Source organism: Tamaricihabitans halophyticus (assembly GCF_004340875.1).
Taxonomy (GTDB): Bacteria; Actinomycetota; Actinomycetes; order Mycobacteriales; family Pseudonocardiaceae; genus Tamaricihabitans; species Tamaricihabitans halophyticus.
In genome coordinates, this window is record NZ_SLXQ01000001.1 from 1,139,975 (window position 1) to 1,161,563 (window position 21,589).

19 protein-coding genes, 1 tRNA gene and 1 pseudogene are annotated in these 21,589 nt (G+C 67.0%); 5 read left to right on the forward strand and 16 right to left on the reverse strand.

Translation table 11 applies throughout. From position 1 onward, the window contains the following. Nucleotides 1-28: 28 nt before the first annotated feature. Nucleotides 29-997, reverse strand: a complete 969-nt coding sequence (locus EV191_RS05475; RefSeq protein ID WP_424565434.1) for a DUF5926 family protein — start codon at nucleotides 995-997, stop codon at nucleotides 29-31. A 101-nt stretch (nucleotides 998-1,098) separates the two neighbouring features. After that, nucleotides 1,099-1,860, reverse strand: coding sequence for a glycerophosphodiester phosphodiesterase (locus tag EV191_RS05480; RefSeq protein WP_207894392.1), 762 nt, complete (start codon nucleotides 1,858-1,860; stop codon nucleotides 1,099-1,101). Nucleotides 1,861-1,988: 128 nt separating this feature from the next. Here EV191_RS05480 and EV191_RS05485 point away from each other — a divergent pair, with 128 nt between their 5' ends. After that, on the forward strand, nucleotides 1,989-3,203 hold the full coding sequence (locus EV191_RS05485; protein WP_132875665.1) for a cytochrome P450: 1,215 nt from the start codon (nucleotides 1,989-1,991) through the stop codon (nucleotides 3,201-3,203). Here the strand turns inward: EV191_RS05485 and EV191_RS05490 are convergent. The 4 genes from EV191_RS05490 to EV191_RS05505 form a co-directional block, all read right to left on the reverse strand. Continuing rightward, nucleotides 3,191-4,303 carry a glycerophosphodiester phosphodiesterase family protein gene (locus tag EV191_RS05490; RefSeq protein WP_132875666.1) on the reverse strand — a complete coding sequence of 371 codons (1,113 nt, stop codon included), beginning with the start codon at nucleotides 4,301-4,303 and terminating at the stop codon, nucleotides 3,191-3,193. The two genes, EV191_RS05485 and EV191_RS05490, sit on opposite strands and share 13 nt — an antisense overlap. Before the next feature lie 102 nt (nucleotides 4,304-4,405). Beyond that, nucleotides 4,406-5,284, reverse strand: a complete 879-nt coding sequence (locus EV191_RS05495; RefSeq protein ID WP_243658757.1) for a DUF4328 domain-containing protein — start codon at nucleotides 5,282-5,284, stop codon at nucleotides 4,406-4,408. Between the two features lie 335 nt (nucleotides 5,285-5,619). Beyond that, entirely contained in the window at nucleotides 5,620-5,955 is a 336-nt protein-coding gene (locus EV191_RS05500; protein ID WP_132875668.1) for a rhodanese-like domain-containing protein, read from the reverse strand. A gap of 89 nt (nucleotides 5,956-6,044) precedes the next feature. Continuing rightward, the gene (locus EV191_RS05505) at nucleotides 6,045-6,776 is read right to left on the reverse strand and encodes a MerR family transcriptional regulator (RefSeq protein ID WP_243658758.1); all 732 of its coding nucleotides are present in this window, start codon (nucleotides 6,774-6,776) and stop codon (nucleotides 6,045-6,047) included. A 41-nt stretch (nucleotides 6,777-6,817) separates the two neighbouring features. Here EV191_RS05505 and EV191_RS05510 point away from each other — a divergent pair, with 41 nt between their 5' ends. Further along, a complete protein-coding gene (locus tag EV191_RS05510; protein WP_132875669.1) occupies nucleotides 6,818-7,288 on the forward strand; it encodes a DUF6194 family protein in 471 nt (156 codons plus the stop codon). 41 nt (nucleotides 7,289-7,329) lie between these two features. Here the strand turns inward: EV191_RS05510 and EV191_RS05515 are convergent, their stop codons facing one another. From EV191_RS05515 to EV191_RS30320, 8 genes and pseudogenes are all read right to left on the reverse strand, one after another. Beyond that, nucleotides 7,330-9,129 carry a sodium/solute symporter gene (locus EV191_RS05515; protein WP_243658759.1) on the reverse strand — a complete coding sequence of 600 codons (1,800 nt, stop codon included), beginning with the start codon at nucleotides 9,127-9,129 and terminating at the stop codon, nucleotides 7,330-7,332. A gap of 4 nt (nucleotides 9,130-9,133) precedes the next feature. After that, a complete protein-coding gene (locus EV191_RS05520; protein ID WP_132875670.1) occupies nucleotides 9,134-9,799 on the reverse strand; it encodes a hypothetical protein in 666 nt (221 codons plus the stop codon). Then, on the reverse strand, nucleotides 9,796-10,635 hold the full coding sequence (locus tag EV191_RS05525) for a LytR/AlgR family response regulator transcription factor (RefSeq protein ID WP_132875671.1): 840 nt from the start codon (nucleotides 10,633-10,635) through the stop codon (nucleotides 9,796-9,798). The genes EV191_RS05520 and EV191_RS05525 overlap by 4 nt, the downstream gene beginning before the upstream one ends. Nucleotides 10,636-10,687: 52 nt before the next feature. Continuing rightward, nucleotides 10,688-11,557, reverse strand: coding sequence for a S49 family peptidase (locus tag EV191_RS05530; protein WP_132875672.1), 870 nt, complete (start codon nucleotides 11,555-11,557; stop codon nucleotides 10,688-10,690). 250 nt (nucleotides 11,558-11,807) lie between these two features. Further along, nucleotides 11,808-13,073 (reverse strand): annotated as a pseudogene (locus EV191_RS05535) (sensor histidine kinase); the annotation flags it as partial. A gap of 69 nt (nucleotides 13,074-13,142) precedes the next feature. Continuing rightward, nucleotides 13,143-14,006, reverse strand: a complete 864-nt coding sequence (locus EV191_RS05540) for a DNA-formamidopyrimidine glycosylase family protein (RefSeq protein ID WP_132875674.1) — start codon at nucleotides 14,004-14,006, stop codon at nucleotides 13,143-13,145. Nucleotides 14,007-14,033: 27 nt separating this feature from the next. After that, nucleotides 14,034-14,471 (reverse strand): DUF983 domain-containing protein, encoded by a 438-nt coding sequence (locus tag EV191_RS05545; RefSeq protein WP_132875675.1) that lies wholly within the window; start codon nucleotides 14,469-14,471, stop codon nucleotides 14,034-14,036. 117 nt (nucleotides 14,472-14,588) lie between these two features. Continuing rightward, nucleotides 14,589-16,178 carry a sigma-70 family RNA polymerase sigma factor gene (locus EV191_RS30320; protein ID WP_243658761.1) on the reverse strand — a complete coding sequence of 530 codons (1,590 nt, stop codon included), beginning with the start codon at nucleotides 16,176-16,178 and terminating at the stop codon, nucleotides 14,589-14,591. Between the two features lie 147 nt (nucleotides 16,179-16,325). Here EV191_RS30320 and EV191_RS05555 point away from each other — a divergent pair. Then, nucleotides 16,326-16,398, forward strand: a tRNA-Gly gene (locus EV191_RS05555). A 279-nt stretch (nucleotides 16,399-16,677) separates the two neighbouring features. On the opposite strand, the gene EV191_RS05560 is transcribed toward EV191_RS05555, so the two are convergent. Beyond that, entirely contained in the window at nucleotides 16,678-17,859 is a 1,182-nt protein-coding gene (locus tag EV191_RS05560; protein WP_165912826.1) for an outer membrane protein assembly factor BamB family protein, read from the reverse strand. Nucleotides 17,860-17,983: 124 nt separating this feature from the next. Between EV191_RS05560 and EV191_RS05565 the strand changes: the two genes are divergently transcribed. Further along, on the forward strand, nucleotides 17,984-19,081 hold the full coding sequence (locus EV191_RS05565; protein ID WP_165912827.1) for a class I SAM-dependent methyltransferase: 1,098 nt from the start codon (nucleotides 17,984-17,986) through the stop codon (nucleotides 19,079-19,081). Nucleotides 19,082-19,097: 16 nt separating this feature from the next. Here the strand turns inward: EV191_RS05565 and EV191_RS05570 are convergent, their stop codons facing one another. Beyond that, nucleotides 19,098-20,663, reverse strand: coding sequence for an FAD-dependent monooxygenase (locus EV191_RS05570; RefSeq protein WP_132875678.1), 1,566 nt, complete (start codon nucleotides 20,661-20,663; stop codon nucleotides 19,098-19,100). Nucleotides 20,664-20,763: 100 nt separating this feature from the next. On the opposite strand from EV191_RS05570, the gene EV191_RS05575 reads away from it, so the two are divergent. Next, the gene (locus EV191_RS05575) at nucleotides 20,764-21,486 is read left to right on the forward strand and encodes a TetR/AcrR family transcriptional regulator (protein ID WP_243658762.1); all 723 of its coding nucleotides are present in this window, start codon (nucleotides 20,764-20,766) and stop codon (nucleotides 21,484-21,486) included. The last annotated feature ends 103 nt before the right edge of the window (nucleotides 21,487-21,589 follow it).

Sequence of the window (21,589 nt, forward strand, 5' to 3'; positions counted from 1 at the left end):
GTCAACCCAACGCTCGACCAGACCAGCTTTAGCGGATGGTGATCTGCCTGCCGATCAGGCCGTCCCGCGCGCGCCGCTCGGCACCGCTGAGTGGTTCCTGTTCCAGCGAGGCCAGCGCGGTCTCCAGCCGCTCGCCCAGCTCCGTCGCGGGCTGCGTCCACTCCCGTGGATGCGACTCACGATCCAGATCCCAAACCGGAACAAGCAGACCGTGTGCGCGGAACGAGCCCGCGTACCGCGAGCCCTCCCCGAGGTCCAGCTCGCCCCGGGCGGAGAGCCGCGCCAGCGCGGGCAGCAGTCGCTCCTCTGGTTCAGCCCGCGTCCACCGCAGATGCGCCTTCTCTCCCGCGTCGACCCAGTACGCGCCCGGTGCGAGGCGTTCGGTGGGCATGATGGCCGAGTTCGCGCGTTCGAGGGACATCGCGACGTCCCCGGTTGCCTCGGTATCGGCCGGTATCCACCAGGAGAAGTCGGTATGCAACTCGGGTTCGAGCTGCAGGTTCGGATCGATCAGATCCTGCAGGCGCTCGATGTCCGGGGTAGCCGCGTCGGGATCCGCGGTTTCCGGGCCGACCACTGGAAGTACCGCGCCGAGCTCGGCATCGAGTGCCCAGCGGATCGCCCGCGCGAGGTCCCTGCTGATGTCCGAGGAGCGCGTCTGTACCTGCATGCCGACGAACACCGAACCATCGGAGCGGACCAGCGCGGCCGCCGCCATGGGCAGCACGGTCGCCAGGGTGATCTCCCGTTCGGCTGACACGGTCAGCGGCAGCGGCGCGGTCGCCGAAGGTACGAACTCGCGCAGTGCGACGAGTTCACACTCGGCAGCAAGACCGTCGAACGGACGGGCCACTGGTACGTCGACGACACCACCAGCGACGCCATGACAGGCCTTGTACCGCTTGCCCGAGCCGCAGGGGCATGGCTGGCGGGGATTCGGCCCATCACCGGCCTTGGCAGCTTGGCCCTTTCGCTTGACCGCCGTCCGCTTGGCCACCGCGTACTCCTCGTGCGTCATCGTCGGGTTACTAGCTGGGTCGATTTACCAGCTGGGTCCGGTCTGCTAGCTGGCCGCGAGCCTAACAGTGCGCCGCCGCATCACTCGGCGCGCAACACTTCCCTGGCGCGCGCTGGTCGGTTCGTAGCGAGATAGCGCACGCCGAGCCGCTGGCACAACGCGATATCCGCCGGCTCGTCCACCGTCCAGCAGTAGGTCGGATTGCCCCGCTGTGCCGCCCTTGCCACATAGTCCGGGTCCGTGCGGAGCAACCGGATCCCCGGGCCGGCGATATCCGCGTAGCCGGGCAGTTCACCATCTTTTCGACCGGGCGCGCGTGGCGCGAACAGCAGCACAGTGGGCACCGCGGGGGCCAGTTGTTTGCACCTGCGGACAGCGCGCTGGGAAAACGACATCAGCACCACCTTGGAGTCCGAAGTGGACTCTGGGCGGGCCAGGCCGAAGCGCTCGAGTAGCGCGACAAGTTTCGCTTCCACCAGCCCTGCCTGCCGCACCGGATGTTTGGTCTCCACGAACAGTGTCGTGTTCGGCCGTGCGGTGGTCAGGTCAAGTAGCGCTTCCAGGGTAAGCACGCCGGGCGGCGCACCGGCGCCGTTCTGATGCCAACCAGCGAAGTCCAGTTCGGACAGTTGGTCGAGCGTGTAGTCGCTGACCAGGCCGACACCGTTGGAGGTGCGGTTGATCCGGCGGTCGTGCACACAGACCAGGTGACCATCCTTGGTCAGCCGGACGTCACATTCCAGGCCGTCCGCGCCCTGTTCGAGGGCGAGTTCATAGGCACCCATGGTGTGTTCGGCTCGATCCGCCGAGGCCCCACGGTGCGCGATCACTTCGGGCAGCACACCGCGATCATGCCAGGCAGACACCACACCACATGGGCGCGGGAAGGGTTGTCCACAGGGCGGCTAACGATCCACAGGACGGAAAACAAGGCCTTTCAACTTCGGTCTTGCTCACTAGAGTCGGATGCATGCCCGAACCAACCGATCTCTTCGACCCAGCGGATCTCGATTTTCTCGCCGACCCTTACCCGACCTTCGCGCGGTTACGTGCCGAAGGCGAGGTGCACTGGCATGGTCGGCTCCAGCTCGCGATCACCACATCCCATGCGGCCGCTTCGGCGGTACTCCGACATCGCGGACTCGGCCGGCTCTGGCAGGACGCCACACCGCTCGACCGGTTCGTTTCGTTCAACCTGCTGCATCGCAACTCGCTGCTGGAGAACGAACCGCCGGCGCACGGCAGGTTGCGCCGGTTGATCGCGGCCGCCTTCACCAGGGGACACGTCGAACGACTACGTCCCACGGTGGCGAAGGTGGCCGAAGGGATGGTGGACGAACTCGCCGAAACGAGCGCCGCGCACGGGCAAGCTGATCTGCTCGCCACCTTGGCCCAACCCCTGCCGATCGCGGTGATCACCGAACTTCTCGGTGTCCCTCGCTCGGATGGTCCTCGGCTGGTCGAGTTGTCCAATGCGATCGTCAAGATGTACGAGTACGGGCTCGCGGAGGAGCGCAAGGCCGAAGCCGAGCGCGCGGCCGAGGAGTTCGTCGAGTACCTCCGCCGGCAGGTCACCGAACGGCGGGCGAGCCCTCGGGAGGATCTACTCAGCGATCTGGTGGCGGTGCGCGATACCGATGGCACCCGCCTCACCGAGGACGAGCTGGTGGCCACGGCGGTCCTGGTGCTGATGGCCGGGCATGAGGCGAGCGTGAACGTACTTGGCAACGGGATGCGCGCGTTACTCGAGGAACCCGCGCAATGGCAGCGGCTCACCAAGGACCCGGCGCTGGTCGAATCGGCGGCCGAAGAGCTGATCCGCTTCGATGCACCACTGCAATTGTTCGAGCGCACCGCGACCGAGCCGGTAGAGATCGCCGGCTACCGGCTGGCCGAGGGGGACAAGATCGCGGCGCTGCTTGGCGCGGCGGCAAGGGATCCCACGGTGTTCACCGACCCGGATCTGCTGGACATCGGCCGCTCACCAAACCCGCATCTCGGCTTCGGCGGCGGGATCCACTACTGCGTGGGAGCCCCGCTTGCCCGGTTGGAGATCACCGCCGCGCTCACCGCGCTCGCGACGCGGGCACCCGGGCTGGCGTTGGCCGCCACACCTCGGCGACGCCCGGAGTTCGTCATTCGCGGACTGCGAGATCTGCCCGTCCGGGTCGATCAGCGCGGGTAGGCCCGGGGTAGCCGCATCCCGCGTTCGGCGAGCAGGTCACGGAGCCGGTTCGGGTAGTCGGTGATGATGCCGTCCACCCCGAGGTCGAGCAGGTGCGTCATGGTGGGCTTGTCGTTGACCGTCCACGGCACCACCCGCAGGCCAGCCGCCTGTGCCTCGGCGACCAGTTCGGCAGTGGTGAACGGTTGGTAGTCCGGATCGGTGATCGCGCCGTCCTGCGGGTTGCCATGCACGGGCGACAGCGCGGCGGCGCCGAACGAGCGCACCGCTTTGACGGGGCTGCCGGCGAAGTCGTCGATGTCCAACCCGCCGAGCCACGGCGACTTACCTGACTGGCCGACTTCAAGGAACTCCGGCTGGGTCAGTGCGACCAGTGGGATCAGTGGCTGCCGTTGCCGCATCAGCATGAGCGCGCCCCAGTCGAAGCTCTGCACGGTGACATTCGGCAGGAATCCGGAGCGTTCGATTTCCCTGGCGGCAACCGCCACGAACTGCTCGCGTGGCGCGGTCTCCTCCGGCGCCGCGGCTTCGACCTTCGTTTCGATGTTGAACCGGATTCCCCAGGCGCGATGCTGTCTGGCCAGCGTGAAGACCTCGCGGAGCGTGGGCATCCGCGCGCCAGGGTCGAGCTCCTGGTCGGGGTGGCTGGGGTGACGCTGGGAACCGCAGTCCAGGGTGCGCACCTGCGCGAAGGTCAGATCCTTGATGTACTTGCCGGCATAGGGGAACTGCGGGTCGCCCGGCCGCACCGGCGTGGTGTCCCGGCATTTGCTCGGGTCGATCTGCCGGTCGTGGGTGACCACGTCCCGACCGTCCGCGGTGATCTGGATGTCCAGCTCCAATGTGGTCACCCCGAGTTCGAGCGCCTTCGCGAACGCGGCAAGGGTGCCCTCCACGGTGAGTCCGAGTCCGCCGCGATGCGCCTGTAGGTCGAACTTGGGCGGGATCGGCGGGATGGGCAAGGCCGTCGTTTCCCGCGCGGTTGTCGCTGGCTGGGTTGTCGTGGGATGGGTTGTCGTGGGATGGCCAGCGGCGACTGGTTGGGCCAGCAGCAACCCCGCCAGAACGAGCACGGCAAGCCGGATCGCGGTGCGCAGCATGGTGATCCTCCGACTCAGGACACTTGGTGACGTCCGGCAGCCTGCCAGCGCAATATGTCCATCACCCAGGGGAGGTATGGCCGATGAGTTAATCGCGCATGATCAACGGGCGGCGCCGACCGGCCGTTCCGTGCGGAGTTCTGGTTCCGGGGCACCGTGCACCGCGATGACCCGCAGTTGCTTCACCTTGCGCCCGGAAAGCGGCGTGAGCAGTTCGGTGAACCGGCGGATCACGACCAGGGTGAACACCGCCAGTGCGGCGGCCGCGAGGTAGGTGAGCGCGGTCAGCCAAACCCCGTCGGCCATGGCCTGTACTCCGTCGCGCTGCCGCCACAGCAGCGTGATTCCGGCCAGTAGGCCGCTCGCTGCCCAGGCCGCCCACCAGTAGTACACCATCCGGCTCGGGCGGGGTCGCTGCGTTGCCGGACGGCGCAGCGCGGCGTGCTCGATCTCGGCGATGATCGGCCCGGCGAGCACCAGGTTCACCCCGGGCACCAGCAGGCCGACCACGACCTGCCAGGTTGGTCGCGCGGGCTTGGTTTCGGCGTGCTCGGTTGCGGCCGCGCGCATCGCGAAAAGCCAGGTCATCCCGACCACCAGGACGAAAACCCAGATCGCGATGTTCAACAGCGCGGCAATCAGCACGGTCGTGTCGGAGGCAATCACCGTGGTGTTGGACAGCGCGCCGCCGCGACTCTGCACCAGCAGGATGTATCGCCAGATCTCCGCGGCGGCGCCGAACAGCGCAAGCAGCGCGTACAGCAGCAGCGCGGTGGTCGCGGGCGCAGCGAGCATCCTGGCGCGCGCTCGCGGCGATACGGTGCCGGTCGCGGTGCCCGGCACCGAGGTCGGCCAGCGCCAGGTCAGGTTCGGAAAGCCCCAGCGCGGGATGGCCGGATATGCCGGTGGTCCCTGGTACGGCTGGTGGTTCCGCGTGGACTCACTCTGCTGCCGGCGTGGCAACAGAGGCGGCGTGGCCACCCAGTGCACCCGTGACCGCACCGGTCCGGCCGGCTTGGGCGCGGTCCGGGCAGCTGGGTGTCCCGGACCGGCCGACCCGTTCGCTGGCCCACCGTTTGGCCACGGTGCCACCGGTTGGGGTGCCGCCGGTTGGGGTCCCGTCTGATGGGGTCCCGGTTGTGGAGGGCCCGGTTGATGAGGGCCGGGTTGTGGAGGACCGGGTTGATACGGGCCGGTGTGATGGGGGCCCGTCGGGTAAGGCCCGGTCGCGGGTACCTGCGCGGGTGGCCGCCCCGCCGGCCACGCCCATGGCCCGGGCGCGGAGCGTTGCTGCTGCGGCCACTGCGGGTGCACGGTCAGAGGACCTCGGCCGCACTTCCGGCACGTTCGCCGATGAGCTGCTTGCCCTCGGCATGCCAGGACCGCATCCCGCCGGAAACGTTGATCGCTTCCCAACCGTTCGCGTTCAGGAACGCGGCGGCCCGCGAGGAACGTCCACCGCTGCGGCACACCAGGTAGAGCGCATCGGCTTCGGGCAGATCACCGAGCCGGTCGGGTAGCTCGCCAAGCGGGATATGCACGGCGCCGGGGGCATGCCCAGCGTCCCATTCGTCCTGCTCACGGACATCAATCAGGGTTGCCTCGGGCGGGAGCTCGGCAACCGACACGTTTGGTACCTGCTGTGGATCCACACGACGATGCTGCCATGCCGGCCCGTTACCTCACCATGAAGCCAGCCGTAACCAGCCGCCACTAACCGCAAGAATCCGTAAGAACGCGGTCACGGAGCGGCGTCGTCGATGATGTCGGCGAGCGTGGCGGTTGCTCTGATCAGGGCGACGGCCCGTTTCCCGATCGCCGCCAACCGACGGTTGAGCACGACCAACGGCTCGTCGACGGCACCGAGCTCGCTGATCGCGGCGAGCGCGTTTCGGACGTCCGGAATCCGGTAACCAGCTGCGCGCAGGGCGACCGCGATCCGCGCCGCGCGGATGTCGTCGAGGTGGTATCGCCGGGCCGTGCCCGCACGGGTCGCGATCCGTTCCGGCCGCAGCAGCCCAGCGTCCTCCCAGAACCGGAGGGTGGACGGCCGCAGGCCGAGCGCGCCGGACAGCTCGGTGATCGTCATCGCGTCGGTTTCCCTCGGCCCGTCTTCGATACTCGCTTCCGTTTGGATGGCCTGTAAGGCTGCCCGTGCGGCAAGCGCCTGGGCACGCTCCTGGTTCAGCTGGGCTGGCAGATCGCAGACCAGGGCAGCGGCCTCCGCGAGGGCCAACCGCCGGATCGTGGTCATCGTGTCGCGGGCAGCGACTGGACCTACCGCGTAGCTGAGGTCGCGGTAGGCGTGCAGGTCACGGACATGTTCTTCAGCGAACTGGCGGTATCCGTTTGCCGCTCGGACCGCCCGCCCGAGGACACCGAGCCGTTCCAGGTCACGGATCTGCTGGGCCGAGTAGCCAGTTGCACTGGCCACCGCCGCGACGGTCATGCCGGGTGCCGCCGGCTCATCCATCGACAAACCCTCCACAAGCACTTCAACCGCACACTTGAACTATGAGTATGGACCAGATGCTGACAACGATCCGTGCCCTCGACGGTGTGTTCGAGCTCGCGCCCACCGAAGGAAGCGAGTTTCCCGAGGTCGCTTGGGGTGACCACTTCTTCTACTACGCCAAGGACAACCAGCTGCCGCAGCGCGAGCAGCCGTACGCCACGATCATCACGAAGAACTACCTCGACGACAGCGGAAGTGGCCTGGACCAGCCAGACCGTTGGCGACTCAACATCCACGTCGGGCGGACGGCCTACACCGAGCTGATCGGCACCGAACCGGCGGTACCGGCCGAGGGCACCGTCGACTACGCCGCGGTCGACACCGTGCTGCCCCATCCGCTCTACGCCAGGCAGGGCTGGATCGCGATCGTCAACCCTGGCGAGCGGACCTGGGAGCTAGCCGTAACCCAGGTCGGCGAAGCGCATGAGGCGGCCCGAAGGCGTGCGACCAAACGGCGGCCAACCGAGTAGCCACGACCAACCGAGTAGCTGGCGAGATCGGCGAGGAACGACTACCTCCGGTGCTTTCCACTGCCGAGCCGGAGGCGTTCCTCGCCCTTACCGAATTTGGCCACATCGCGGTCCTGGATGAAACCAAGCGGGTCCGGCGCGTGCATCCGCAGGATCACCCGGTTCACATCGTCCGGAATCCGGCGCGCGGTCGCCTTGCTGACCAGAACCGTCACCAGGAACGCCACCGGCACGGTGACCAGTGCCGGCTGCTCCACAAGTGGTGGCGCCCAGTTCCCGGTGTAACCGCTGACGATATCCGTCACGAAGGCGGCAAGCACCAGACCGCCACCGATGATCATCCCTGCCGCCGCGCCGATACCGGTCAGCTTCCGCCACCAAATCCCCAACACCAGCACCGGGCAGAACGTCGAGGCGGCAAGCGCGAACGTCATCCCCACGCTCAGCGAGATGTCGCCGGGTCGCAGCCAGATCGCCAGCACCAACGGCACGATCCCGGCGATCACCGTGGCGATCCGGAAATCACGCACCCTGCCGCGCAGCACGTCGGTGGACAGCACGCCGGACAAGCTGACCAGCAACCCCGATGAGGTGGACAGGAACGCGGCGAACGCACCAGCCGCGGTCACCGCGCCAAGGATCTGTCCACCTATCCCCGGCAGCATCGCATCCGGCAGCAACAACACGGCGGCGTCCGTCTCCCCGGTGACAAGCAGTTCCGGCGTGTACAACCGGGAAAGCGCACCGAGTAACACCGGGAACAGATAGAACAGGCCGAGTAGCAGCAGCACATGCATCGTGGTGCGGCGCGCGGACTTCCCACTCGGGTTGGTGTAGAACCGCACCAGCACATGCGGCAAACCCATGGTGCCGAGGAAAGTCGCCAGAATCAGCGAGTACGTCGTGAACATCTGCGGGGCACCGCCATCCCCCGCGCGCAACCATTCGGAGTTGTACACCGGCGAGCCGGCGACGACCGGTACCGGATCGCCCGCGTCGAACCGAATCGACGTACCTTCGGGGAAATCCTGCTCGCCCCGCAGATACATGTGCGTAGGGCCGTCCGCCGGTTCCGCATCGCTGACCGAACCGTCCACCCATACCCACGCCGGCTCGCCAAAGTCGAGGGTGACCGGGGTGGTGATATCGACCGTGGTGTCCTTGCTGAACGTGGGCGAGGTCGGCTGGCTCAACGAATCCCGTGGCACTGTCGAATCCCCGCCGCCAAGGAACACCGCGCAGAGCACGAAGGTCGGCACGGCGATCGCGAAGAGCTTGAGCCAGTACTGGAACGCCTGCACCACGGTGATCGCGCGCATTCCGCCACCGAAGACATTGATCACCACGACCAGCGTGACCAGCACCGCGCCGATCCACGCTGGCGCCGGCATGATCGCCATCAGCGCCAGGCCCGCACCCTGCAACTGCGGCAAGAGGTACAGCGTCCCGATAACCAGCACGAACCCGGTGGCAACCCGGCGCAGGCCCCGCGAGGAGAGTCGAGCCTCGACGAAATCCGGCAGCGAGTACGCGCCGGAGCGACGCAGCGGCGCGGCCACGAACAGCATCAGCGCCAGATAACCGGCGGTGAACCCGATCGGGTACCACAGGGCGTCCGCACCGTCTTTCAGGATCAGGCCGGTAACACCGAGAAACGACGCGCCGGAAAGATACTCGCCGGACACCGCGGCGGCATTGCGCCTTGACCGCACGGTCCGCCGCGCGACCAGGAAATCCTGGGTCGTACTCGCCAGCCGCGAGCTTCTATGTCCAATGTAGAACGTAGCGAGCCCGACAGCCAGAATGCCGCCAATCGCCCACGCGTTCAGTACCGGACCCACACCCTTAGTTCTCCACCATGTCCACGAAATCTCGTTCGTGCCGTTCCGCCCTGCGGTTGTACCAGAGCCCGACACTTACCAGCAGAGGAAAGGGTAGAACGCCGAGCAGCAGCCATGGCACGGGCACACCAACAACCTTCGCCTGGGTGATGGCCGGCGCCAGATAGAACACCAGGGGTAGCGCGCCAAGCAGCACGATCACCAGTGCGGCGAACGCGAGTGCGAGCCGCAACTGGATGCGCACCAGGTCCTTGATCAGCCATTCCCCGAAGGTGGTCTGCTGTTCGAGCTCGCTGACCGTGCGCAACGCGGTGACCGGGGCCCTCGGGTCGGCGAGCACCACCCGTTTGCGCCGGGGCGGTTTACGGGACTCGGCTTGCCCGTCCCGGTTGTCCTGCTCCGCGCGCACCCCCTTGCCCGCGGTATGCGCCCGCGAGCCAGATGTCTTGGCGCCCAGCTGATACGGATCAACCTGGTCCGGGTTGGCCTTGCGCCGGCCAGCCCTGCGCCGCCCCTTTCGCTTGTCCTGCCTGGCGGTATCGGTCGCCGGTTGGTTGGCTGGCGACTGTTGCGGGGTGTTGCCGAACTGATCAGCGTCGCTCGCCGGCCATCGTGGCTGCTTGCCCTGCTCGTCGCGGCGCCCCGGCTGGCCTCCGCTTGCCGAGCTCATCCGCCGTAGCCGTTCCTCGACGAGCCGGTGAGGCGATCCTTGAGTTCCCTGGTGTGCCGCCGGCTGACCGGCAGTTCCTTATGCTCCGGGCCGACGATCACGGTATAGCCGGAGGCACCCATCCGCAGCTCGCTGATCAGCTGCACGGCCACCAGGTAGGACCGGTGGATGCGCACGAACCCCGCCGGCGACCAGCGCTCCTCCAACTGTGCGAGCGGGATGCGAACCAGGTGACTGTTGCCGTCCGTGGTGAACAATCGCGCGTAATCGCCCTGGGCTTCTACCCACTGCACGTTTGCCCGCTGGATCAGCTTGGTGGTGCCGGCCAGCTCGACCGGGATCACTTCCTCCTCGCTCGCCTCGGCCGGCGATGGCCGTTCCGGGGCTGGCTGCGAGCTGTCCAGCCGCTCGATAACCCGCTCCACGGCCGTGTTCAGCCGCCGTTGTTCACAAGGCTTGAGCAGGTAATCCACCGCACCGAGCTCGAAGGCGTCGACCGCTTGGTCGTTGTGCCCGGTGACGAACACCAGCGCGGGCGCGGGCTGCATCGCGGCGATCACCCTGGCCATCTCGATCCCGGAGAGCCCCGGCATGCGCAGATCGGCGAACACCGCGTCCACCGGTGGCAGCCCACGCTCCTTGCGGTCCCGCAGGATCGGATCGCTGCCGCCGAGTACCCGCAGCGCTTCCGAGGCGTCGACCGCTTTGAAGATCGTGCGGACGTGCGGGTTGTTGTCCAGGCGCTCGTACAAAATCTCCATGCCTGGGAGCTCGTCGTCTACCGCGAGGACGACAAGCTGCCTGGTGTTGTCATGGGTACTCACTGTGACATGCATCCTGCCTATCGCCGGACCAACTGTCTAGTCACCCAGGCGGACGCAGCCCCGGTCACAGACCGAAACGGGACCAGGCGGCGCGCTGTTCAAGTGCCGTTATCGCCGCGCCCAACCGCTCACCGGCAAATGTACCCATACCGCCGCCCGGCGCGAAGCCGAGCTTGGCGAGCAGCGGTCGCTTGGGTTCGGCGGTAACCACTTCGGCCTCCGGGAAACGGGTGGCGACCACCTCGCGCAGCGTGCCGAGCCCATCGAGCAGACCAAGCTCGAGCGCCCTTGCGCCGGTCCACACTTCCCCGGTGAACAGCTGCTCGTCGGCGGCAAGCTGATCGCCCCGGCGCTCCCGCACCCAGTCCACGAACACCTCGTGCACCTGTGACTGCATCCCTTCCAGCCAGGCCACGTCCTCGGCCTTCTCCGGCTGGAACGGATCGAGCCGGTGCTTGTGCTCACCCGCGGTGTAGACCCTGCGCTCCACGCCGAGCCGGTCGATCAGCCCGCTCAGCCCGAAGCTCGAGCTGATCACCCCGATCGAACCGACCATCGAACTGCGATGCGCGTAGATCTCGTCGGCCGCACATGCCAGGTAGTACCCGCCGGAGGCGGCCAGGTCCTCGCAGAACGCGAGCACCGGCACCTGGCGTTTGCCGGCCAGCTGCCGGATGCGTTCGGCGATCATCGCGGACTGGGTTGCCGCCCCGCCCGGCGAGTTGATCGACAGCGCCACGGCAACCAGCCGGTCCCGGTCGAAGGCCGAGGTCAGCGCGGTTTCCACGGCGGCGAGGTTGACCACACCGCGCGCCAGTGGAGACTGCGTCGGGGTGATCATGCCGTGCAGTTTGACCACGGCGACCACCGGAGCGTTGCCGCCCCGGTCACCGATCTTCGGCAGGCGGGCGGTGAGCTTCTCGGTAACGTTCATGTTCGGTAACCCTAAATGCGCGGGACATGTCCGAGCGGGGACGGGCGTGCGCGGGCGCGCCAGTCGGCTGCTGGCCGTCCTGGCCGGCGGGCGGGGTTGCGCGCTGCGCGGTCGACACCGGCTGCCGCGCTCTCGGTGGTTGCGCGGGCTGGCCCGGTTGCCCTTGCGGAGTTGATTGCGCTGGCTGAGCCGATTGCGCTGGTTGTTCGGGGCTGGCCGGATCCACGTCCGCATCGGTTTTGGACTGCTCGTCCTCCACGTAGCCGGGCAGCTTTGGGCGCACCCCGCGCGCCCATTTCGGCACCCGCATGGTGACCTTCATGCCCGCGTCCGGCGCGGTTTCCACGGTCAGCGCGTACTCGTCGCCGAACACCGAGCGCATCCGCTGGTTGATATTGCCGATCCCGACATGCGCGCCGGTCTTGTGGGAATCCCGCAGATCGGCGAACAGCCGGTCCGGATCCATCCCGATCCCGTCGTCCTCCACGATGATCAGCGCCTCGTTGCCGTTGTCCTGCGCGATCACGCTGACCGTGCCGCCGTTCGGCCGGCCGGCGATCCCGTGCCTTACCGCGTTTTCCACCAACGGCTGAACCACAAGGAAGGGCACCACGACGGAGAGCACTTCCGGGGCGATCTTCAACCGCACCCCGAGTTTTCCGCTGAACCGCGCGGTTTCGATGGTCAGGTACCTGTCGATATTGCGCAGCTCGTCGGAGAGCGTGGTGAACATTCCGGAGCTGCGGAACGAGTACCTGGTGAAGTCGGCGAACTCCTGCAGCAGATCCCGTGCGTGCTCCGGATCGGTGCGGATCGTCCAGGAGATCGTGTTCAGCGCGTTGTACAGGAAGTGTGGGGAAATCTGCGCCCGCAGCGCCTTGATCTCGGCCTGGGCAAGCTGCTGTTTCGATTTGTCCAGCCTGGCCAGCTCGAGCTGGATGCAGACGAACCGTACCGCGCCGTCCACGATCTTGGTGATCTTGCGTTTCGCGTTCCCGCCGGCGACCACCACCAGCACGCCTTCGGTCAGCCCGTCCACGATCAGCGGCGTGATCACGGCGATCCGCATGGGGCAGGTCCCCCGGTGGTGGCAGGGCAGATCCTCGTGCTGCACCACTTCCCTGCGGTCGTTGTCGATCGCCTCGCTGATCGCGTCCTGCAGGTCCATGTAGTGCTCGTTGGCCTCGCCGTCCCAGGAAAGCAGCGTGCCCTGGGCGTCGGTGATCCCGACGGCCACGCATTTCAGCATGTCAAGCAGGTGCTGGCTGGCCCGATCGGCGCCGTCCAGGGTCAGCCCGTCCCGCAGGTCGGGCATGGCCATGGACATCCGCTGCAGCGCCTCGAGTACCGCTTCGTCGACACGGTTCGCCGAGCGCCGGGCGCGCTGCAACGCCCACACCAGTAGAACCACCACGACCAGCAGGATCGCGATGGCTCCGCCGAGGAGCACACGCTCGGTCACCACACCATGCTCCGTCCTCGCTACCCCAACCCGCAAGCGCGGGATGGCGATCATTTCACCCTGCGACCAGTATCCCGTACCCGGTTCACCGCCTGCGAAGATCCACTGTGGACCTAGCTGAGGCTATTTGATCAGCCGGGAAAGCCGCCGGTCAGCAAGGGGTTTACCACCGGTCTGGCAGGTCGCGCAGTACTGGAAGGCCTTATCCGCGAAGGAAACCTCACGCACCGTGTCAGCACATACCGGACAGGGCAGGCCGGTGCGCGCGTGCACCCGCAGCCCGGAGCGCTTCTCGCCCTTCAAGCGAGCCGCGTCCTGGCCAACCGATCGCCGCACCGCGTCGGTCAGGATCTCGTGCAGCGCCTCGTGCAGGCGATCCACCGCCTCCTCAGCCAGCTTGCCAGCGACCGCGAAGGGCGAGAGCCGGGCAAGGTGCAGCACCTCGTCGGAGTACGCATTGCCCACGCCGGCTAGCACCGACTGGTCGGTGAGCAGCCATTTCAGCCGTTCCGTGCGACCCTGCAGCAGTACGCCCAAGCCGGCCCTGTCCACCGTCAGCGCATCAGGGCCGAGCCTGGCGATGCTGGCCACCTCGGTTGGATCGTGCACCAGCCACACCGCGAGACCCTTCTTGGTGCCCGCCTCGGTGAGGTCGAAGCCAGGACCTTCCCCCGGTGGGCCGAGATGCATCCGCAGCGCGAGCGGACCGCGCCCCTGTTTGGGCGGCGCCGCCGCGAGGGTGTCCGACCAGCGCAGCCATCCTGCTCTGGCCAGATGCACGATGAAGTGCAGGTCCGCGCAAACCAGGTCCAGATGCTTGCCATGCCGCGAAACAGCGGTCACCTCACGACCGTGCAACTCTGTCCACTGCGGACTGTAGGTCTTCAGCACGCTGAGCGAGGCGATATCCACCCTGGCCACCGTCCGGCCGATCGCGTGCGTGCGCAGGTGATGCGCGAGCGCTTCGACTTCTGGGAGTTCCGGCACTCGTCCAGTGTGCCCCGTTCAGCCAGGTCAATCTACTGGTTGCAGCGGACCCTCGAAATCAGGCAGCGAATGCTTCTCGATACTGCGTGCGATCCGGCTCATCTCGCCACGCACGTAGAACAGCCCGCGCACGGTGCCGACCCAGCGCTCCGCCGGCAGTTCGCCGCTGTCCCCCTCGGTTTCCGCGACGACCGTCCACGGCCGCCGCCATGCCCAGCGCAGCGGGAAGAACAGCACCAGCAGTAACAGGCCCCAGAACACCCAGGCCGGCACTTGCACACCGCCGGGGGTCCACAGCAACAACACCACGCCAAGCAGCACGATCAGACAGAGCATGAACACGCCGGGCGTGTACCGCGCGGCGAGATCGTGCTCGAAATCGTTGGCGGTAACCGGCTCGGCCCACTCCATCTGGCCACGTACATTCCACTCACGACCGTCCGCACCCGTTACGGCCCGGTTCATCAACGCCTCCAGTCACCGCGTTTTCGCCTCACCGAGTGCACAACCCGCCTGCGCGGACGGCCACTGCGCGTGCCCCGCAACGGTACCGTGCCGGCCACGCCGCATGCGAGCGTGGATTTACCGTGGCAAGCAGTCAACCGGTGGATACCACTCCCATGGCTGGCCCGGGTACCACGGTGGAGGGAGACACGGCGGACGAGGCGGCGGGTTTATTACCGTCGGTGATGTTGGCGTCGTTGGCGTGGTCGTCGCTGGCGGCTCGCTGGTGCTCGGCGGCTCGCTACTGGGTGGCTCGATACTGGGAAAGTCAGTACTGGGCAGCTCACTGCTGGGTACCTCGGAGCTGGGTAGTTCTGAACTGGGTAGTTCCGGGCTCGGTTCGGACAATGTGCTGGACAACGTTGATCTGCTCGACTCGACCGAATCATCCAATGGCGTATCGAGTCGCGCATCCGGCCGCTCGCCCTGCCCATCGGGTTCGGCCGGCGCCTGCTGCGCACCCGAAGGCACTGGCGGCCGCGCCGATTCCGATTGCTCCCGCTCGGCCGACGACCCGGATGGCTCCGGCGGTTCGGCAGGCGGTGGCGAAATCGGCCGAGTCTCCGTCGGCGGCCGCACGGCGTCACCAGAAGGTGGCCCTGGCGTCGTGGTGACCACGGTGAGCCGATCGGTCGGACTGCCCGGTAGCTGAAACGCGGTGTTCGAGCCGTCGTCGGTAAACGGAACCGCGCTGAGCCCCACGGCACCAACCACCGCGCCCGAGGCCAGCGCCATCCCGACCTTCATCCTGGCGCCGGCGAACGCGCCATGCACGAGCGCACCAAAACCGGACGAAGCGCCCGCCTGCTGCACCGCGAGCGCACCCAACGCGGCCGGCACCAGCAGCGCGCCCGCATGCGCGCGCAGCGCGAAACACACATCGCGCAGCTCGTCATGGCTGCTCTGGCAGGTGACACAGCTCGCGAGATGCTCCCGCACCCTGCGTTCCTCCCCGCCACGCAACGTTCCCGCCGTATAAGCGCCCAGCTTGGCCACGGTGGACCGGCAGTCGTGCGGACCAGCGTGCCGCGAAAGGTGCGCCTGCAGGTACGCGGCCCGCAAACCCTGCCGCGCCCGCCTGGCCAACGCTGCCGTCGCATTCACCGAAAGGCCGAACCGGGAGGCGACCACGGCCGGGCGCTCGCCCTCCACCTCCACATGCCACAACACGCTGCGCCAACGTTCCGGCAAGCTGGTGAACGCGGTAGTGATCAGCTTCTGCTCGGCACTGCGACCGGACGTATCGCCGCCGACACCGACCCGTCTGCTCAACTCGTCATCGGTGACCGGCACATCCCTGCGCTGCAACCACCACTCCGCGGCCACCCGCCGCGCGACCGTCAACAGATAGGCGCGGACATGTTCCGTCGGACCCGAACCCCTGCGCAAGGCCTGTAGCACCCGAAAGAACGTTTCCGCGGTGAGATCCTCAGCCTCGGCCCGGTCCGTGGTCAGACTGCCCGCGAACCGCCGCACCGCGTCCGCGTGCTGCGCGAACAACTCGCCGTACGCGGCATCGTGACCAGCCCGGATCCTGCGCAATAAGGCGGTGTCGTCGCCGGCGGCACGCTGTCGACCGAGCAACCTGCGCCCAAGGTGGCCAGCACGTCCCCCATGGTCGTCCACCCCAGGCACCTCCACATTCGACCCGTAGTCCAGCCGAGCCACGCCGTCCCACCCTGCGTCAAGCGGATGAACTGCACGTTTCGCGCGGCTTGCGAGACCGAGTCACACCCTACGGAGCCCCGTGCCAGCTCGTCACCCCAACGGTATAGACTTCCCCGCAAGACGCCAATCCACGATTGGGTTGTGCGTGCGGACGTAGCGCAGCTGGTAGCGCATCACCTTGCCAAGGTGAGGGTCGCGGGTTCGAGTCCCGTCGTCCGCTCCGAGATCGATGACGTGTGCTCACGGGGTGCGTTCGCCCTATCTCTCCGCAATGAGATTGGGGGAGTGACTCCCCCAAACCCCCTACGGCGCGAATCGTCGCGTTCGCGACATGGTCACCTTACGTCATGTACCGGGCTCGCTCGCCGCTTCGCGGCTCGCATTGTGCGGAGGCGTGTTTGTTGCGTTGGCGATGTGGTCGCCTTGCGTCGTGTGCGGGGCTTGCTCGCCGCTTTGCGGCTTGCTTCGTGCAGGTGCGTGCGGGTTTGTGGCGGCGGGACTAGTTGGGGTTTAGGGCGGGGTAGATCTGCCAGGCGCTCAGGGGGGTGTCCTGGCTGATGCCGAAGCCGTTGCCGACCGCGCGCATGGGGACGGGAAGGTCCTCGCCCTGCTGCTCGCCGGTACCCAGGTCAAAGACCCGGCCGGCCCCGTCAGCCGCCGCGCCGTAGACGTGGGTATCGGTGGCACCGGTGACCGTGCCATCCGGGCCAAGGGCTTTGCGGACCTTGTCCAGCGGCACCTGAGCCCCCGTGCTCGGATCCAGACCAAACGGGGCGTACGGCTTACCGTCGCGCTCCGCGAGCCCGCAAACGGCCAGCCGATCGCCCTGGCCCACACAGCCGCCACCAACCGGGCGCACCTCGCGCACCTCGCCGGTCCCGATATCCACCACCACGCTGAACGACTCCGCCGAGGCGAACACCGCGGTCTGCTGGTTCGCATACACCAGGCGCGTTTCACTGGTCGACCAATCGTGGTTACCCACAGTGCGCGGGAGCGTCCAGCGCGGCTCCCCCGTCTCCGCGTCCAACGCCGCATACCGCGCGTTCGGTACCGCACGCTTGCCGAGCACCACCTCATCGGTTGCCCCGGCCGCGCCGAAATCGGGTTCCCGCCAGATCGTTTCGCCAGTCGTCGAATCCAGCATCACCGAGGCGTAGGAAACCTCCGCGACCGCGTCGTACACCCGAACCGCGACACCCGCCGAGCTCGCCGCCACCACCAGCGAGGCCGCGGCCGTGGCATCCTTCGGCACATTCCCGTCCAGCTCGCCCTGCCACCAGGGCTCGCCAGTCGAACCGCGCAGCGCGGCCACCCCGACCTTGTTCTTCGGATCCGACCAGCCGGTAAACACCACAGGCTCGTTGCGGCCAAGCAGCACCGGACTGGAACCAGGCACCGGTGGCGCGAAACCGTCCACCCCGCGCCGCTCCTCGAGTTCACTCGACCGCCACAAACCGCGGCCGTTACGGCCATCTACCGCGCGAACCCCGTCAATATCCGAGCTGAACACCACATCGCCGACCACATCGGCCCTGCCCGTACCGCGCAACGTGGGGTACTCGGTGAACCGCACCGGGTCCTGCGCGAGCGTCCACTGTGCACGAAAGTCTGTCTGCTGGGCCGCGACGGTGTCCTGCTCGGGCGCGGAACAACCGGCGACGATGAGCAACGAAGCCACCGCCGCGCACGTAGCTGCCGGTTTACCGAGCATCTTTCCCCCGTGGGAGCGACTTTCCATCCGTTTGCCGCACAGTACCCCTGGCGCCACTCGTGCCGAACGGCGACTAGTGGTAAGTAGAGGTATGGGCGAGGACCGGTTGCGCACGACCTGGGAAAAACTGGGCGAAACCGACCCGCTGTGGGCGGTGCTCTCACATCCGCAGCGTCGCGGTGGCCGGTGGCAGCCCGAAGAGTTCTTCGCGCACGGCCAAGACACGATAAAGCGGACGGTCGCCGCGCTGGCCGAACGCGGACTGCGGCTCGGCCAGCGCGTACTCGACTTCGGCTGCGGCGTCGGCCGGTTGAGCAACGCACTCACCGCCTACGCCGAGGAAGTCACCGGCGTGGACATCGCCGAATCCATGATCGAACTCGCGAAGGAGTACAACCAGCACGGTGACCGGATACGCTTCGTGCACTATCCCGGCGGCGCCCTCCCCTTCCCGGACGCCAGCTTCGACAGCGCGATCAGTTTGCTTGTGCTGCAACACGCACCACCGGAAACCCAGCTTGCCGCACTACTCGAACTACGCAGGGTTGTTCGACCAGGCGGCGTGATCCTCGTGCAGATCCCCGGCCTGCCAAGCTCACCAGCCGAACTATCCGAAGACGCCTATATCGCGCGGCTGAGTCCCAAGCTGGTGCCCGAACAACTCGAGACCGGGCAGTCCCAGCTGCTACGCATCGCGGTCACCAACGACGGCGAGCACTCGTGGCGGACCGGCCACCGGATCCGGCTGGGCAACCACTGGATGGCCAACGACCGGATGTTGATCGAGGACGATGGTCGAGCCGATCTGCCAACCGCACTGGCCGGCGGGACAACGGCGGAGGTGGAGCTGCTGGTGACCGCGCCAGTCGAACCAGGTGACTATCAACTCGAACTCGATCTGGTGCGCGAGGACGTCTGCTGGTTCGCGAACAAAGGCTCCCCAACGCTGCGCTTACCCGTTCGAGTGACGGAACAATCCGCTCGCTCGCCTGCACCGGCGCCACCACCGCCTGAGCCGGCCGTCGCGGATGAGTCCGGAATCGAGATGCACGGGCTGCGCACCGAGCTCGTCCGCGAACTGTTCAACCACTGTGACTGCCACGTCGTTGATGCCGTACCGGACCGGCTGGCCGGCGAAGAATGGGACAGCTACACCTACTACGTGCGGCGCGGACATGCCCGGCTGTAGTGACCGCCACCTCCATTTAGGACCGGAAGAGCACGGTTTTCAGTGCCCCGGCCAGATCGGTCGCCGTGCCATCGTCCACCGAACGCCATGCGACGAACCGGTCCGGCCGCACCAGCGTGGCACCCGCAGGCGACAGCCCGTAGGCGGTACGCCAATCACCGTCCGGCAACAGTACGGCAGTAAGCGGAACCCCGAGCTGTTCCGCCGCCGACTCGGCGGCGCGCTGCCACGCCGGATTAGCGGTCAGCAACACGAACCCCTTGCCGAAATGGTCCATTGTGGAGACATCTTCGGTCAACCAGACATGCGGCGCCCGCGAACCTGGCCGGCCGAACGACGTGGCCGGATCCTCGACCAGCGCGCCATCCTCAGTAGAATCCGGGACCACCGCACCCGCCGCGCAACGGTAACCGAACAGTGTCCACTCGGCAGGCAGGATCTCGTCCTCCGTGCCATCGGCCAGTTCCGGCTTCGAGCGAGCGATCATATTGGCGTACTGCTGACCGGCGATCAGCTCGCCATACGGCCGACGCTCGGTATCGTGACTGTCCAGTAATCCGGCGCCGGCCCAACCAGCGACCACCCCGGCAAGTTTCCACGCAAGATGGAAACCGTCCAGGATCGCGGTATTACCGCCCTGCCCACCGTGCGGCGGCATCGTTTGCGCGGCGTCGCCAACCAGGTGAACCCGCCCCTCGCTCAGCCGATCCGCGACCCGATGCGCCAACCCAGTGGAAGCTCTGGACAGAATCCGGACGGGAAGGTCCGGAATCCCTACCGCTAGCCGGATCTGCTCGACACAATCATCGTCCGAAAAGGACTCGAAGCGTTCGGCGGAGGCCACCTCGTGCCCGAACATCACCGCGTACCGCCCGGGGTCGTCGGTGGATACGAACGCCCCGCCGCCACCGTCCATCTCCGGGTTCTGCAGGTAGAACAGCGCGAACTCGCGCCCTTCAAGCAGGTCACCGAGCTCGGCTTCGAATACCACGCTGTGCGAATGGTTGAGCTCGCCACGGCCATGTGTGCCGATGCCCAGACTTTCCCTGATGGCGCCCCGCCAACCATCCGCGGCGACCAGGTAATCCGCCCGCACCGTGCGCTGGGCGCCATCCGCCTGGCGAAGCACCGCCGTCACCCCGTCGGCGTCCTGCGTCACCGACTCCACCAGCGTCTCGAATCGCACCTCCACACCCAGTTCGCGAGCCCGGCCAAGGAGGATCGGCTCGGCGCGTTCCTGGCTAGCCATGGCCATCCGCTCACGGGTGAGATGACTGAAATCCGGCCACTTCTCACCAAGAATCTCGTGGAAGCGACGGCCGGCGACGCTTTCCGCGATCACGATCGGCATACCGAGGTCAACGTCATAGCCGGCGTCCCGCACCTGGTCCGCAACACCCGCGATGCGTAGCGCCTCCATCGTGTGCCAGGACTGCCCACGCGCCTTCGGTTGGTTCGACGTCCCCGGATGCCGTTCCACCAGCAACGCCGGCACGCCGTGCAGGCCGAGAAACATCGCCGTGGCCGCCCCGGCCAACCCAGCGCCGACGATCAACACCGGCACTCGCTCATCGATTCGCATAACAACCCCTTAACCCAGGTAGATCCCGTTTCGAACACCGTTCTACTCGCGAACAGTGTTCGTGTCAAGAACAGTGTTCGTCATGAGGTACAGTGTTCGGGTGAGCTCGGAGCCGGTTCCGCCCCCGCCGTGGCGGCGCAGCGCAAACAAATCCGCTCGCCCGCACCTCAGCGTGGCCACGATCGTGGCTGCCGCGTTGCGCGTGATGGACGCGGAAGGGCTGGATGCGGTGAGCATGCGAAGGGTCGCGCAGGACCTGGGCACCGGCGCCGCCTCGCTATACGCGCATGTGCGGAACAAGCAGGAGCTGCACGAGTTGATCCTGGAGGAGGTGTTCCGCGGCCTGGAGGTGCCGACGCCCGATCCGCGGCGCTGGCAGGAACAGCTCAAGGAACTGATCGGCCAGACCACGCGAATCATGCTGGCGCGGCCGGGCACGGCACAGATCTCGTTGCAGACGATGATTCCGATGCGACCGGGCACGCTGGCCGCGATGGATGCGACGCTGGGCATCTTGCGCTGCGCGGGCATCCCAGATCAGATCGCCGACTACGCGGCCGATGCCCTCGCCCTCTACGGCACGGCCTACGCCTACGAAGCCAGCCTGTGGCCGAGCAGCGAAGCGGGGCAGGCCGAAGCTCGGCGACGGATCACTGAGATCGAGGAGTATCTGAGCACACTGCCCGCGGATCGCTTCCCGCATCTGCTGGCGATGATGCGGCGCCCGTTCCACGAGGAAAACGGGTCGGAACGCTTCGAGTTCGCGCTGGATATCTTCATCGCTGGGCTAGCGAAATACGCCGACCCCGGGCTGACCGAATAGCTACATATCGGCAATATGCACGGATCGCGGTTGCCCGATTACGCCTTATTACGATCTGAGCAAGCTATCTCACGTTTCGCCCATTTGCCGTAACGATCCACAA